Source organism: Streptomyces sp. NPDC056738, assembly GCF_042790435.1.
Classification (GTDB): domain Bacteria; phylum Actinomycetota; class Actinomycetes; order Streptomycetales; family Streptomycetaceae; genus Streptomyces.
This window is the reverse complement of record NZ_JBHTZF010000001.1, coordinates 79,543-93,783: the sequence shown is the minus strand read 5'-3', so window position 1 is coordinate 93,783 and position 14,241 is coordinate 79,543. Positions and strand designations below refer to the sequence as shown.

Below are 14,241 nucleotides of genomic sequence, written 5' to 3'. Positions count from 1 at the left end.
CCGGGAACACGACGAGAGGAGTTGGCCGCGGTGACAGGACCGGGCACATCGGCGGGAACGGGGGAGCGGACCACCCTGCTGTGCGTGCCGTTCGCCGGAGCGGGCCCCTCCTTCTTCCACCCCTGGCAGGACCTGGCCGCCGGCCGCTGGCGGGTGACCTCGGTCGAACTGCCCGGCAGGGAACGCCGGATCCTCGACGAGCCCTACCGCAACGTCGTCGAGGCCGCCAAGACCGAGATCGACGCCATCGCCGCCGACCTCGGCGAGGGCAGCCGGGCCGTCCTGTTCGGACACAGCCTGGGCGCGGTCCTCGCCTACGAACTGGTGCACCTGCTGACCGGACGCGGCGTGCACGTCGAACGGCTGGTCGTCAGCGGCTCGCCCGGACCCTGGACCCAGCGCGAACGCCGCGCGGCAGGCCTTCAGGGCGACGAATTCCTCGCCCGCGTCGAGGAGTTCGCCGGCTTCCGGCACGAGGCCCTGGACCACCCCGAGATGCGGGAGCTGATCCTGCCCACCCTGCAGGCCGACTGCGAGATGCACGAGGCCTACGTCCCCAGCACCGACGACCCGGTCACGGTGCCGATCACCTCGCTGCGCGGCGACAGCGACGGCCTGGTCACCGCGGAGGAGGGCCGCCAGTGGCGCGACGCCACCACGGCCGCGTTCCGCTACACCGAATTCCCGGGCGATCACATGTACCTGGTCGACCGGGGCCGCGAGATCCTGGACGTGATCGAGGCGGAGTGCGCCCGGGAGCGCTGACACGACGACGGCGCGGGTGACGGCACGATCCGGCCCGCCACCGCGCCACGGCCAGAGCCAAGGGCGTCCGCCGCAGCGGACGCCCTTGCCCGTGCGCCCCGCCCCCGACGCCTCCGGCCGGCCCCCGATTCCGCTTTCCCGCCCCGCCGCCCACGGTGTCGAGGAAGGCTCGAGGGCCATGACAGGGCTGTGACAGGGTGATGCCGATGCCCGGCCCGACAGTGGAGACATGAAGAGTTCCGCTATCGCAGTGACAGGGCTGCGCAAGGCATACGGCGACAAGGTCGTGCTCGACGGCATCGACTTCGAAGTCGCCGCGGGATCGGTCTTCTCCCTGCTCGGTCCGAACGGAGCGGGCAAGACGACCACGGTGAACGTCCTCACGACGCTGCTCACCGCCGACGCCGGCACCGCGTACGTAGCCGGCCACGACGTGGCGAACGCGACCAAGCAGGTACGCGCCGCCATCGGCGTGACCGGCCAGTTCGCCGCGGTGGACGACCTGCTGACGGGCCGCGAGAACCTGCAGCTGATGGCGGACCTCAAGCGCGTGCGCTCCAGCGGCCCGCTCGTCGACGGGCTGCTGGAACGCTTCGACCTGGGAGAGTCGGCCGACAAGCACGCGGCGTCCTACTCCGGCGGCATGCGCCGCAAGCTCGACCTGGCGATGACCCTGGTCGGCAGCCCGCAGATCATCTTCCTCGACGAGCCGACGACGGGTCTCGACCCGCGCAGCCGGCGCACGCTGTGGGGGATCGTCCGCGAGCTGGTGGCCGAGGGCACCACCATCTTCCTCACCACCCAGTACCTCGAGGAGGCCGACCAGCTCGCCGACCGCATCGCCGTCCTCAACCAGGGCCGCCTGGTCGCCCAGGGCACCGCCGAGGAGCTCAAGCGGCAGATCCCCGGCACCCACGTACGGCTGCGGTTCACCGACGCCTTCCAGCTCGACGCCGCCGCACGGATCTTCACCGACTCCACCCGCGACGAGGAGGAGCTGATCCTGCGGGTGCCCAGCGACGGCCGCTCACGGTCACTGCGGGCCCTGCTGGACCGCCTCGACGAACACACCCTCGACGCACAGGAATTCTCCGTGCACACCCCCGACCTCGACGACGTCTTCCTCGCCCTGACCGAGCACACCGCCAAGGACGCCGAGGACGCCCAGGACACCAGCGAGAAGAAGGAGGCGATCGCGCGATGAGCACGGTCGCGACGGCGTTCACCGACTCGGGCATCATGCTGCGCCGCAACGTCAAGCACACCCTGCGCAACCCCACCACGGTGTTCAACGCGGTCCTGTTCCCGATCGTCATCATGCTGATGTTCGTCAAGGTGTTCGGCGGCGCCTTCAGCGTCGGCGAGCACTACATCGACTACGCGACGCCGGGCCTGCTCGTGATGGCCGTCAGCTACGGCCTCGGCGCCACCGCGACGGCCGTCAACGACGACATGACCAAGGGCATCATCAACCGGTTCAAGACCATGGACGTCTCCCGCGGCGCCATGCTCACCGGCCACGTCGTCGTCACCACCGTGCGCTGCCTGGTGGCCTGCGCCGCCATCGTCGGCGTGGCCTTCGCGATGGGCTTCGACCCCGCCGCGAGCGCCCTGGACTGGCTCGGCGTGCTCGGCCTGTTCGTCCTGCTCGCCGTCGGCGCGAGCTGGCTCACCGTCGCCATGGGCCTGGCCGCCAAGACCACCGAGTCGGCCGGCCTGGCCACCGTGCCACTGATCATGCTGCCGTTCCTCAGCAGCGCCTTCGTGCCCGCGGACACCATGGGCGCCGGCGTGAAGCAGTTCGCCGAGTACCAGCCCTTCACCCCGATCATCGAGACCCTGCGCGGACTGCTGGCCGGCCACGTCTCCGGCGGCGACGCCATCGCCGCGGTCGCCTGGTGCCTCGGCTTCGCCGTCCTGGGCTACGTGTGGGCCCTGTCCACCTTCAAGAAGCGCGCCTGACCCACCGGCCGGAATCCGCGCGCCCGACCCACCGGCCGGAATCCACCCGGCCACCGCCCCCTGACGGGCCTGTCCGGCCGTCGCCCACCGCCCGCCCGGGCGGGGAGGCGACGGCCGGACAGGCCCGAGCCGCTCCCGCGGGACACGCCTCGCCGGGGCGGCGGTGCCGTTGCTGCGGCACCCCGCACGACCACTGGGCTTGCCACCCGTCCGACGACATCCCAAGGAGACGGCAACCATGTCCGAGCCGATCGTCAGCCTCACGAACCCCGAGTTCACGGAGAACCCCGTCTGCGCCTACGCGCGCCTGCGGGAAGAGGCCCCGCTCGTGCGGATCGGGTTCCCCGGCGGCCCGCGGGTCTGGCTGATCACACGGAACGAAGACGTCAAGGCGGCGCTGAGCGACCCGCGCCTGGTGGTGGACTACAGCAACGTGCCCGGCCACCAGGGACCCAGCGTGGCGGACCAGATGGTCGCCGCCCTCGACCTGCCCGACGAGTTCGTGCCCTACGTCGCCGCCAACATGATGCTCAAGGACGGCAAGGACCACGCCCGCCAGCGCCGCCTGGTGACACCGGCGTTCACCGTCCGGCGCATGAAGGCCCTGCGGACCCGCGTCGAGGAGATCTCCGCGGAATTCCTCGACGCCCTCGCCCTCAAGGGCTCCGGCGACCTCATCGAGGACTACTCCTCACCGCTGACCGGCACCGTCATCTGCGAGCTCATCGGCATCGACAAGGCCGACCAGCCGCAGGTACGCCAGTGGATGAACGAGTACACCGCCCCCGACGCCGACATCGCCGCCAGCGGCCGGTCCATGGTCGAGCACGTCAAGGACCTCATCGCGCGCCGCCGGGCCGAGCCCGCACAGGACATGGTCTCCGCCCTGGTGGAGGCGCGGGACACCGACGGCGACCGGCTCAGCGAGGAGGAGATCGTCTCGGTGGTCCTCACCGTCGTCAACAACGGCCACCACTCCACCTCCCACTTCATCCCCAACGCCGTCCTCGCCCTCTTCGACAACCCCGACCAGCTCGCCCTGCTGCGCGCCAGGCCCGAGGCGCTGCCGCACGCCATCGGCGAACTGATGCGGATCGCGAACCCCGTCCCGACCGCCGGACCCCGCTACGCCACCGAGGACATGGAGTTCGCCGGCGTCCCGATCTCCAAGGGCGACGCCCTGACCGGCTCCTACCTGTCGGCCAACTACGACCCGCGGGTCTTCGCCGACCCCGAGCGCTGCGACGTGGAACGGGTCCTGGAGCGCGGGCAGAGCCACCTCTCCTACGGGGCGGGCCCGCACTACTGCCCCGGCGCCGCACTGGCCCAGCTCGAGGCCGAGATCGCCCTCGACCACCTGCTCATCCAGCGCGACACCCTCGAAGTCACCGTCGGCCGCGACCAGTTGCGCTACACCGAAGCCACCCCCGGCGGCGCCCGGCTCCTCAACGCCCTCCCGGTGCGGCTGTGACCGCCTGAACAATGCGGCGACCGACAGGGCGGCCCCCGGAACGCACCGCGCTCCGGGGGCCGCCCCGTCGGTCGCGCCTCACACCGCCTGCGGCTCCAGCAGCCGGCCGCCCCCCAGCGCCTGCGCGGCGCCGGCACCGTGGCGGGCGCGCTGGTCCTGGACGAGTTCGCCCAGCCGCCCGACACCCAGGGCGATCTGCTCGGGGGTGAGCACGCTGAAGGAGAGCCGGGCCTGGCGGAACCCGGAGGCGCCGCCGTAGAAGTGGTCCATGGGCGTCCACAGCACACCGAACCGGGAGGCCGAGTACTCCAGCATGGCGTCGTCCGCCCGGAACGGCAGCGTGAGGACGACGAACATGCCGCCCTCGGGCGTGTTCCACGTGACGTCCCGCCCGGCGCCCGGCCCGGGGGCGAACACCGAATGCAGGGACTCCAGCAGGGCCGCCAGGTTGCGGCGGTAGACCGCGGCCTCGCGGGCGGTGGCACGCTTGAGACTGCAGCCGTTCTCCAGCAGGTATCCGCCGATCACCGCCTGCGCGACGGTCGAGGTGTTGAGCGTGACCATGCTCTTCACCTTCGCGAGATGGTCGGCGAGCAGCACCGGCTCCTCGTGCGCGGCGCCCGTCGCCGTCACCGCCTGGTCGGCGATGACGTAGCCCACCCGGGCGCCGGCGAACGCGGACTTGGCGAACGACCCGAGGTGGATCACCCGGTGGTGCTCGTCCAGGGCCTTGAGCATCGGCAGCGCGGCACCGCCGGCACGGAAGAGGGAGTACGGGTTGTCCTCGACGACGAGGATCTCCTCGCGCCCCGCCAGCTCCAGCAGGGCGATACGGTCCGCCAAGGACATGCTCGCGCCGCTGGGGTTGGCGAAGTCGGGGACGACGTAACAGGCACGCGGCCGCAGACCCTCGCGCCGCGCCGCCCGTATCTGCCGCTCCAGGTCCTCCAGGTCGATGCCCCCGTCGTGTTCCCGTACCGAGCGCACCGGCGCGCCGGCCACCCGGGCCGCGCCGATGAACCCGACGTAGTTGGGGGTGGCGGCCAGGACGACATCGCGGGTGTCACGGACCAGGGTGCGCAGCAGCAGCACCATCGCCTCCTGGCAGCCGGTGGTCACCACGATGCTCTCCGGGTCGACCGTCAGCCCCTCGTCGACCTCCAGCTGGCGCGCTATGAGTTCGTGGATGAACCCCTTGGTCCGCCCGTACTGGAAGAACGTGCGCCGCACCTGCTCCGCGGAAAGGCCCTTCTCGCCCTCCAGATAGTCCCGGAACGTGCCCAGGTGACGGGAGAGGTCGTCGACGTCGTAGAAGCCCTCGAACGGGCGGCCCGCGGAGAACGACACCGCCTGCGGATACCGTCCGGCGAGTTCGTTGAGCAACGTCATGGACGTGAGCGCGGGATCATCGACCGACGCGTGCAGATCGGTGACACTCAGCCGGATCGGGCCTGCTTTTTCAGTCATAGCACGTCATCCTCATCCGCCGGACAACTCAGCCTTGAGCTGGTGTCGGTTGAACGCCGTCTCGTCGGGGTGCTCAAGAACATATGTGGCTCCCCTCGAACGGCGAAAGAAAATCACTGGAGAAGGAGTCGATTCCCGCTGCCGAACCCTTTCCGTACAGCGGATTTCGTGCATCCTGTCCCGTCAGCGGGACAGCGCGGATCGGCATCCGGACCGCCGGGTGCGCAATACCCGAAGAGCGGGCGCGCTTTCGAGAAAGCCTTGAGTTCCCTGAGACGTTGACACCCTCCTGGGCGGCCGAGAGAGTAGGGAACTGCCGGGCGAACCGCGAGAAGACACGGGTATTTCCGCCGCGATCGGCCGGCGTCACCCGGCGAACGGCCGGGCCGTGAGCCGGGCCGCCGGCCGTCCGGCCGATGAGCGGCCGCATATCGGGCGATGCCGCGTCGATTCTCCCCATCACCCCGCACACGGCCCGCGCCGCATTTCACCGGAGCCGGCGGACGATACGCCGACACGGCTTCTCGCACCCCCCTTTCTTTCACGCGGCAAGCGGCACCTGACACCCGAGAAGGAGTTGACGCATGACCACACTCGACGAAGGCGTGCTGGAGAAGGCGGCGAAGGAATACGCCGAACAGGGCTTCTCCATCATCCGCGACGTCATTCCCCAAGAGCTCCTCAAGGAGGCGGCCGCACACGTCGACTGGCTCACCAGGAAGTACCCGGACCTGCGTCCCGAGCACTTCCACCACCCCCTGATCCGCAACGACGCCTTCTGGGCCCGCCTGGTCTCCGACCCCCGCCTGGTCGACATCGCCGAGTTCTTCCTCGGCCCCGACCTCGCCTGCTTCACCGCCCACTACATCTGCAAGCCCCCCTACAACGGGCAGCCCGTGCTGTGGCACCAGGACGGCGCCTACTGGACGCTGAGCCCCATGGAGGCGCTGACGGTGTGGCTCGCCGTCGACGAGAGCAGCACCGAGAACGGCTGCCTGCGCATGATCCCCGGCAGCCACGAACTGCCGCTGCACAAGCCCTCGCGGCGCACGGACACCGACAACATGCTCTTCTCCGCCTCCGACGAGGACATCGTGCAGGAGTGGATCGACAAGGCCGGTGTCGTCGACATCGAGCTCAAGCCGGGCGACGTCTCCATCCACCACCCCCACCTGCTGCACTACTCGGAGGCCAACACCTCCGCCAAGCGGCGCTGCGGCCTGGACATCGGCTACATCGCCACGACCACGCGCATCCACAGCGAGGGGATCTACCTCGACCCGCTGCTGGTCCGCGGAACCGACGCGGCCGGCCTGAACAACTACCGGCCCTTCCCCACCTACCAGGAGGGCGAGACGATCCCCTTCGCCGGCCAGGAGGACTGGAACGACACGGTCGCCAAGCTCAACGCGGCCCTGCCCTCGCGCACCCGGGACCTGCCCGAGGAGAGCCCCATCGAGACGACCCGGCACATGATCGAGCGTCTGCGCGCGGGCACCACCAAGGGGTGAGGCTCCGCACCGGCCGACGGTGCGCCGCCCGGCGCGGCGGACCGTCGGCCACCGGCACACGGCAGGGGCTCGGGGGCACGCCGTCCCGTCCGGACGGCGCACCCCCGAGCCCCTGCCGTCGCGTACACACGACGGCGGGCCGGGCCCGGGGGCACCCGCCCCGGGACCCGGCCCGCCGCCGGCCGCGGGCGTCCTCACCAGTCGAACGCCTCGCCGTCACCGCGCTTCTCGATGCAGTACGTGCGAAACGCCTGCGCCTTGGCGGCGATGTCCTCGTCCCCGGTGCGCCGCGCGGCCTCCAGGTACCAGTCGAACGCCGCGGTGGCGTGCGCGTGCCGCTCGAAGTGCAGCTCGGCGAACGGACGGAACCCCGACCGCATCGTCGCGGCGGTGAGACCGGCGGCGGCGGAGGCGATGAGTTCCTCGATCTCCGCCCCGGTCGGCTCGGGGCGCTCGACGACCCGGATCGGCTCGGTGGCGGGGACGGTGCCGCGGATCGCGATGGGCTCCTCGGCGTCCGCGAAGTCCAGGCACAGCGAGAGCCGGGCGGTGGCGGAGGTGCTGCGCGCCGAGTGCGGGTCGGTCGAGTGGATCTTCCACACCTCGCCGCGGCGGATGTGGTACAGGATGTCGTTCTCGGAGTGCAGCGACTCCTCGCTGGTCCGCAGCGGGATCTGCAGCCGCGTGCCCGGCTTCGCCCACTCCAGGAAGTCCACGTGCGGGGCGATGATCCCCTCGCGCAGGGCGAAGACGCGCACCCACTGCAGACGGTCCAGCGGGAAATGCCCGGTCACCAGGGACATGATGGTCGGCAGCTTCTTGCCCAGTTCGGTCAGGGAAAGACTGCCCTCGTGGGGGCGGAAGGCGACGTCGGAATCGGCGCCGCTGCCGTTGGCCAGCACATGGGACGACCAGGACCCGAAGGTGAACGTGTCGTATTCGCCGCCGTACTCGTGCCCGTCCACGATGGACAATTCCGGGCCCAGGTCGTACGAATCGATGGGCAGTACCGCAAGCCGTTCCGACTTCAGCAAGGAAATCTCCTCCAGCACATGATGGTCCGAGGCGCCCGAAAAACCGCTGGGCCTTCCACCCGATCGTCACCATAATTCTTCCCTGCCGGGCAAGGCAACGAAGCTGCGCGGAACCCGACTTGACCGAACCGGCCGGGTTTGGCCGCCGCCGGCATACGCTCCCGGCGACACCGTGAACAGCACCCGTCACACGTTCCGGACACCACCGGAAAAGAGCGCCGCGCCGTCCTGTCGACAGGACGGCGCACCGCCCGTCGCGGCGGTCCGCGCGGTCATCTCTTGCCCGGCGTTTCCCCGGCCATCTACCGTGGCAGCGCGGTGACTTCGGGCACGCCTGTCGCACAGGCGATCCATCACTTTCGGGTCTGTCGGGTCGCTGCGTCGACCTTCCGGCAGCGGCATGGACGGGCCTTCCCGTCCGACAGAGGAAGGAAAAGGCTGGAAATGGAATCTTCGCCGAAGGTGATCAACCAGCAGAGCGGACAGAACGGGACACCGGAAAAGGAAACCGCGTCTCCCGGTGCGCCGGCGGCGCTCGTGAGGGAAGTCTCGGAACTGTGGGCGAAACACTTCGGCGACCGTGAAGTCGGCCCGCAGGACGACTTCTTCGTGCTCGGCGGCAATTCGCTCACCGGAATCAAAATCATCGAGCAGGTGGCCAAGGACTACGGCGTCCAGCTCTCCGTGCGCGACTTCTACCTGGCGCAGACCCCCACCCGGGTCGCCGAACTGATCGAGCAGGGGAGGACCAGGACGTGAGGCTGACGCCCGGTCCCGCACGCGACGTCGACCTCGACACCCTCGACCTGTTCGACCTGGACCTGTACACCTCGGGCGATCCGCACCCGGTCTGGGACGTCATGCGGGCGAAGGCGCCGCTGCACCACCAAGTCCTGCCCGACGGGCGGGAGTTCTGGTCGGTGACCCGCCACGAGGACGTATGCCGCGTGCTCGGCGACCACCGCGAGTTCACCTCCGAACGCGGCACGACACCCACCCACGTCGGGATCGACGACCCCGCGGCGGGCAAGCTGCTGACCTCCACCGACCCGCCCCGGCACACCGAGGTCCGCCGCCCGCTGGGCTCCAAGCTCACCGCCCGGGCGGTGAAGTCCTGGGAGGACTCGATCCGCGGCACCATCGAGCGCTTCCTGCGGCCGGCCCTCGACGGCGAGCCCTTCGACCTCGCCGAACGGGCGCTGCTCCTGCCGGCGATGGTCACCGGCCCGCTCCTGGGCATCCCCGCCGCGGACTGGGAAGAGCTCGTCCAGCTCACCGCGATGGTGACCGCTCCCTCGGACCCGCACTTCATGGTCGGCCACGAGGCCGCCACCCTGGCCATCTCCCACCACGAGCTGGTCAACTACGTCACCGAGTGGGTCAAGCGGCGCCGCACCACCGGCGGCGAGGACGACACCCTGCTCGCCCACCTCATGAGCGTCAGCGCGGGCGGCGCACCGCTGAGCGACGAGGAGATCGCCCTCGACGGCTACAGCATCCTGCTGGGCGCCAACGTCACCACACCGCACACCGTCTCGGGCACCGTGCAGGCCCTCATCGAGCGGCCCGAACAGTTCGACAAGGCGCAGGCGGACCCGACGCTGATCCCCAACCTGGTCGAGGAAGGACTGCGCTGGACCTCGGCCGCCTGCAACTTCATGCGCTACGCCGTCGACGACGTCCACATCGCCGGGGGCACGATCCCGGCCCGCGCGGCGGTCGTCGCGTGGATCGGCTCGGCCAACCGCGACGCGTCCCTCTTCCCCGACCCGCACACCTTCGACATCACCCGCCCCAACGCCAAGCGGCAGGTCGCGTTCGGGTTCGGACCGCACTTCTGCATCGGCGCGCCGCTGGCCCGGCTGACCCTGCGGATCTTCTTCGAGGAACTGCTGGAGCGGTTCGGACCGATCGAGCTCGCCGGTGAACCGCAGCACCTGCGGTCGTACTTCATCGCCGGGATGACCCACCTCCCCATCGTCGCGCAGAAACGAAAGACGCCATGACAACCGGCTCCGCCATCGCCCCGTCGCCGTGGTTCGTCCGGCCGCCCGCCGACCACCCGGCCCGGCTCTTCTGCTTCCCCTTCTCCGGATCGGGCGCCTCCGCCTTCAGCGCCTGGCCCGCCGCGCTGGAGGACATCGAGGTCTGCCCGGTGCAGTTCCCCGGCCGCGAGAACCGGCTCGGCCACCCCCACTACGGCACCTACGAGAACCTCGCCGCCGACCTGGTCGAACCCCTCACCCCGCTGCTCGACCGGCCGTTCGCGTTCTTCGCGCACTGCGCGGGCGCCCTGCCCGCCTACGAGACCGTGCTCAGGCTCGCCGAGGCCCAACTGCCCACACCCGACTGCCTGTTCGTCTCCGGCCAGCCCGCCCCGCACGACGCCTCCCGCGACCCGATGCTCACCATGACCGAGTCCGAACTGCGCGACGAGGTCGAGGCGTTCGTCCGCGGCCGGGGCATCGAACCGCGCCCCGACATGCTCGACCTGGGCCTCATGGTCCTGGCCCGCGACCACGCCGCCGCCAAGGAATACCGGCGCGAGACGCCCGTCGCGGTCGACTGCCCCGTCGTCGTCCTGCACTGGCGCGACGACCAGGACGTGACCCTGGCCGACCTGCAGGGCTGGCGCCACTACGCCGACTCCGTCGAGTTCCGGGTGCTGGGCGGCGGCCACTACGACTTCATGGACGCCCCCGACGAACTGTCGAAGCTGCTGACCCGCTGGCTCTGAGCACCCCGCCGCCCCGGCGGTGAGCACCCCGCCCCGGCACCGGGCGCCCGCCCCGCCCGCGGCGGTGAGCGCCCTGCCGGCGCGCGTGACCGCCGGCGCGTGACCGCCGTACACCGAAGGAACCGGAAGGAACACTCATGCGTGGCGCAGCCACCGATATTGCCGTGATCGGGATGTCGTGCCGCTTCCCCGGTGTGCACGGCGTGGCCGAGTTCTGGGACCTGCTGCGCGAGGGACGGTCGACCATCGGCACGTTCCCCGCACCGCGGGCCGCCGACGCCCGGTCCTCCTACCGCTCCCACCCGGACGCCGCCACCCTGCACACCGGCTCGTTCCTGGAGTCCGTCGACGGCTTCGACGCCGCCTTCTTCGACATCCCGCCCGGGGAAGCCGCCGCCATGGACCCCGTGCAGCGCCTGGGCCTGGAACTCGCCTGGGAGGCCGTCGAGGACGCCCGCCTGCCGGCCGCAGCGCTGGCCGGCCGCGAGGTCGACGTCGTGGTCGGCGCCGCCCCCTCCGGCTACGAACTGCTGCGCAAGCTGACCGGCAGCGACCGCGACGACCGCTACGCCGCGCTCGGCTCCAGCGGCGCGCTGATCGCCAACCGGATCTCGCACCTGTTCGACGTGCGCGGCCTGAGCCTGTGCGCGGACTCGGGCCAGTCCTCCTCCCTGGTGTCGCTGGCGCTGACCTGCGAGCGGATCCGCGGCGGCGCGGTCGACACGGCGATCGCCGGCGGCGTGCACCTGATCGTCGACCCCGAGGCCGGAGCGGGCCTGGCGAACCTGGGCGCGCTCTCACCCGACGGCCGCTGCCACCCCTTCGACGCCCGCGCCAACGGCTTCATCCGCGGCGAAGGCGGCGCCTTCGTCGTCCTGAAACGGCTGGACCGCGCCCTCGCCGACGGCGACCCTGTCCGCGCGGTGGTGCGCGGCTGGGGCGTGAACAGCGGCGGCGCCTCCTCCCGGATGCCGGACCCCAGCCCCGGCGGGCAGGCCTCGGCCGTGCTGTCCGCCGTGCGCCGCGCGGACCTCTCCTTCGAGGACGTCGACTACGTCGAGGCCCACGGCACCGGCACCCGGCTCGGCGACCCGGCCGAACTGGCGGGCCTGCGGGAGGTGTTCCGCGAAAGCGGCCGCAGCCGCCGGCTCGCCGTCGGCTCGGTGAAGGCCAACGTCGGCCACCTGGAGCCGGCCGCGGGCATCGTCGGCTTCGTCAAGACCGTGCTGTGCCTGGAACACGCCCACCTGGTCCCCACCCCGGACTTCACCACCCCCAACCCCGCCGTCCCCGCCTTCCACGACGCCTTCGAGGTGCCGCGCGCCGCGCGGCCCTGGCCGGGCGAGGACGGCCGGCCGCGCCGGGCCGGGGTGTCCTCGATCGGGATGGGCGGCACCAACGCCCACATCGTCCTCGAACAGCCCCCCGCGCCCCGGACCCGGCCCCCCGCCGACACCGGCGGGACGACGACGGCGATCGTCACCGACACGGTCCCCCTCGTGCTGTCGGCCCGCTCGCAGCAGGCCCTGGAGCAGCAGGCCGCACGGCTGCGCGACCTGCTGAGCGCCGACCCCTCACTGCCGGCCGCCGGGATCGGGCACTCCCTGATCACGACCCGCTCGCTCTTCGAGCACCGCGCCGTCGTCCTGGCCCAGAACCGCGACGAGACGCTGGCCGGCCTGGAGGCGGTGGCGGCCGGCACCGCCGGCGCGCGGACCGTGCGCGGCACCGCCGGCCCGGCCGCGGGCCCGGTCGTCTTCGTCTTCCCCGGCCAGGGCTCGCAGTGGCTGGGCATGGGCCGCCGGCTCTACGCCGAGTCCGAGGTCTTCGCCCGCTCCATCGACGCCTGCGCCAAGGCACTGGAGCCATGGCTCGACTGGTCCCTGCTGGACCTGGTCACCGGCGCCGAATCGGCCCCGTCACTGGAGCACGGGGACGCCGTCGACGCCGTCGTCCAGCCCGCACTGTGGGCGATGATGGTCTCCCTCGCCGCCCTGTGGCGCTCGCTGGGCGTGACCCCCGACGTGGTGGTGGGGCACTCCCAGGGCGAGATCGCCGCCGCCTGCGCGGCCGGCGCGCTCTGCCTGGAGGACGGGGCCCGGATCGTCGCCCTGCGCAGCCAGGCGCTGGCCGCGCTGGCCGGCCTGGGCGGCCTCAACGCGGTCGCCGCGCCCCTGGCCTGGGTCGAGGAACGGCTGGAGCGCTGGCCCGGACGGCTGTCGGTGGCCGCCGTCAACGGACCGGCCTCCGTGGTGATCGCCGGAGACCTCCCGGCCCTGGAGGAGTTCACCGTCCTGGCCGGCCAGGACGGCGTCCGGGTCCGCGCCATCAAGGTCAGGTACGCCTCCCACTCCCACCACGTCGAACGCATCCGCGACCAGGTCCTCGAAGCGGCCGCCGGCGTCACCCCGCTGCGGACCGCGGTGGAGTTCCACTCCACCGTCACCGCCGCCCCCCTCGACACCCGCGGGCTCGACGCCTCGTACTGGTACGACAACCTGCGCTCCACGGTGCGCTTCGGCGAGGTCGTCGAGAACCTGATGCGCGAGCGCGGCGGCGTGTACGTGGAGATCAGCCCGCACCCGGTGCTCCAGGTGGCGATGGAGGAGGCCGCCGACGCGCTGGCCGCCCCGCCCCCGGTGGTGGGCACCCTCAGCCGGCACGACGGGAGCGCGGGCAAGGTCCTGGCGTCGGCGGCCGAACTGCACGTGCGCGGCGTACCGGTGGACTGGACGGCGGTGTTCACCCCCGGCCCGCCCGCCCGGATCGGTCTGCCGGCCTACCCCTTCCAGCGCCGGCGCCACTGGCTGACCGCGCCCGACGCCACCGGCGCCCCTGCACCGGCGGACGGCCCGGGCGCCCGCCCGGCGGCCCTCGCCTCACCGGCACAGGCCCGCGCCCTGGTGTGCGCGCACACGGCCGATCTCCTCGCCGCCAAGGGCGTGGAGCTGACGGCCGCCGATCTCCAGACGCGGGCGGGCGAGACGTTCAAGGCCCTGGGCTTCGACTCCTCGACGGCGGTGGAACTGCGCAACCGGCTCAACACGGCGGCCGGGGTGCGGCTCGCGGCCACCGTCGCGTTCAGCCACCCCACCCCGCAGGCGCTCGCCGACCACCTCTTCTCCCTCCGGGAGCCGGCGGCCCCCCGGCCCGCGGAGCCGGTGGCCCCCCGGGCCGCGGAGCCGGTCGCCGCCGGGCCGGCGCACGACACCGGCCCGGACGACCGCAGCGACGACGATCTCTACGCCCTGATCGACCGCGGATACCTGTAGCCGCACCCGTTCTTCCAATCAA

Annotated in this window: 11 protein-coding genes; 9 read left to right on the top strand and 2 right to left on the bottom strand. The window is 71.7% G+C overall.

Annotation, left to right across the window (positions count from 1 at the left end):
• Window positions 1–30 precede the first annotated feature (30 nt).
• From ACFRIC_RS00370 to ACFRIC_RS00355, 4 genes are all read left to right on the top strand, one after another.
• Window positions 31–765 carry a thioesterase II family protein gene (locus ACFRIC_RS00370; protein ID WP_382778230.1) on the top strand — a complete coding sequence of 245 codons (735 nt, stop codon included), beginning with the start codon at window positions 31–33 and terminating at the stop codon, window positions 763–765.
• Window positions 766–994: 229 nt separating this feature from the next.
• Complete coding sequence (locus ACFRIC_RS00365) at window positions 995–1,969, top strand: ATP-binding cassette domain-containing protein (protein ID WP_382778229.1); 975 nt, start codon at window positions 995–997, stop codon at window positions 1,967–1,969.
• Entirely contained in the window at window positions 1,966–2,727 is a 762-nt protein-coding gene (locus ACFRIC_RS00360; RefSeq protein WP_382778228.1) for an ABC transporter permease, read from the top strand. Before ACFRIC_RS00365 ends, ACFRIC_RS00360 begins: the two co-directional genes overlap by 4 nt.
• A gap of 238 nt (window positions 2,728–2,965) precedes the next feature.
• A complete protein-coding gene (locus tag ACFRIC_RS00355; RefSeq protein ID WP_382778227.1) occupies window positions 2,966–4,198 on the top strand; it encodes a cytochrome P450 in 1,233 nt (410 codons plus the stop codon).
• A 78-nt stretch (window positions 4,199–4,276) separates the two neighbouring features.
• Here ACFRIC_RS00355 and ACFRIC_RS00350 read toward each other — a convergent pair whose 3' ends face one another.
• Window positions 4,277–5,665, bottom strand: a complete 1,389-nt coding sequence (locus tag ACFRIC_RS00350) for a PLP-dependent aminotransferase family protein (protein WP_382778226.1) — start codon at window positions 5,663–5,665, stop codon at window positions 4,277–4,279.
• Between the two features lie 584 nt (window positions 5,666–6,249).
• Here ACFRIC_RS00350 and ACFRIC_RS00345 point away from each other — a divergent pair.
• Complete coding sequence (locus ACFRIC_RS00345; RefSeq protein ID WP_382778225.1) at window positions 6,250–7,176, top strand: phytanoyl-CoA dioxygenase family protein; 927 nt, start codon at window positions 6,250–6,252, stop codon at window positions 7,174–7,176.
• Window positions 7,177–7,370: 194 nt separating this feature from the next.
• Here the strand turns inward: ACFRIC_RS00345 and ACFRIC_RS00340 are convergent, their stop codons facing one another.
• Entirely contained in the window at window positions 7,371–8,210 is an 840-nt protein-coding gene (locus ACFRIC_RS00340) for a putative nonproteinogenic amino acid hydroxylase (protein ID WP_382778224.1), read from the bottom strand.
• Between the two features lie 462 nt (window positions 8,211–8,672).
• On the opposite strand from ACFRIC_RS00340, the gene ACFRIC_RS00335 reads away from it, so the two are divergent.
• The 4 genes from ACFRIC_RS00335 to ACFRIC_RS00320 all read left to right on the top strand — a co-directional run bounded on the left by ACFRIC_RS00335 (window position 8,673) and on the right by ACFRIC_RS00320 (window position 14,219).
• On the top strand, window positions 8,673–8,969 hold the full coding sequence (locus ACFRIC_RS00335) for an acyl carrier protein (protein WP_382778223.1): 297 nt from the start codon (window positions 8,673–8,675) through the stop codon (window positions 8,967–8,969).
• Window positions 8,966–10,216 carry a cytochrome P450 gene (locus ACFRIC_RS00330; RefSeq protein WP_382778222.1) on the top strand — a complete coding sequence of 417 codons (1,251 nt, stop codon included), beginning with the start codon at window positions 8,966–8,968 and terminating at the stop codon, window positions 10,214–10,216. Before ACFRIC_RS00335 ends, ACFRIC_RS00330 begins: the two co-directional genes overlap by 4 nt.
• The gene (locus ACFRIC_RS00325) at window positions 10,213–10,947 is read left to right on the top strand and encodes a thioesterase II family protein (protein ID WP_382778221.1); all 735 of its coding nucleotides are present in this window, start codon (window positions 10,213–10,215) and stop codon (window positions 10,945–10,947) included. The genes ACFRIC_RS00330 and ACFRIC_RS00325 overlap by 4 nt, the downstream gene beginning before the upstream one ends.
• Before the next feature lie 137 nt (window positions 10,948–11,084).
• The gene (locus ACFRIC_RS00320; RefSeq protein ID WP_382778220.1) at window positions 11,085–14,219 is read left to right on the top strand and encodes a type I polyketide synthase; all 3,135 of its coding nucleotides are present in this window, start codon (window positions 11,085–11,087) and stop codon (window positions 14,217–14,219) included.
• Window positions 14,220–14,241 lie beyond the last annotated feature (22 nt).

Excerpts from the sequence above, each read along its gene's own strand:
- ACFRIC_RS00320 (WP_382778220.1), top strand. The coding sequence starts at position 11,085 with ATGCGTGGCGCAGCCACCGATATTGCCGTGATCGGGATGTCGTGCCGC.
- ACFRIC_RS00365 (WP_382778229.1), top strand. The coding sequence starts at position 995 with ATGAAGAGTTCCGCTATCGCAGTGACAGGGCTGCGCAAGGCATACGGC.
- ACFRIC_RS00325 (WP_382778221.1), top strand. The coding sequence starts at position 10,213 with ATGACAACCGGCTCCGCCATCGCCCCGTCGCCGTGGTTCGTCCGGCCG.
- ACFRIC_RS00345 (WP_382778225.1), top strand. The coding sequence starts at position 6,250 with ATGACCACACTCGACGAAGGCGTGCTGGAGAAGGCGGCGAAGGAATAC.
- ACFRIC_RS00355 (WP_382778227.1), top strand. The coding sequence starts at position 2,966 with ATGTCCGAGCCGATCGTCAGCCTCACGAACCCCGAGTTCACGGAGAAC.
- ACFRIC_RS00350 (WP_382778226.1), bottom strand. The coding sequence starts at position 5,665 with ATGACTGAAAAAGCAGGCCCGATCCGGCTGAGTGTCACCGATCTGCAC.
- ACFRIC_RS00360 (WP_382778228.1), top strand. The coding sequence starts at position 1,966 with ATGAGCACGGTCGCGACGGCGTTCACCGACTCGGGCATCATGCTGCGC.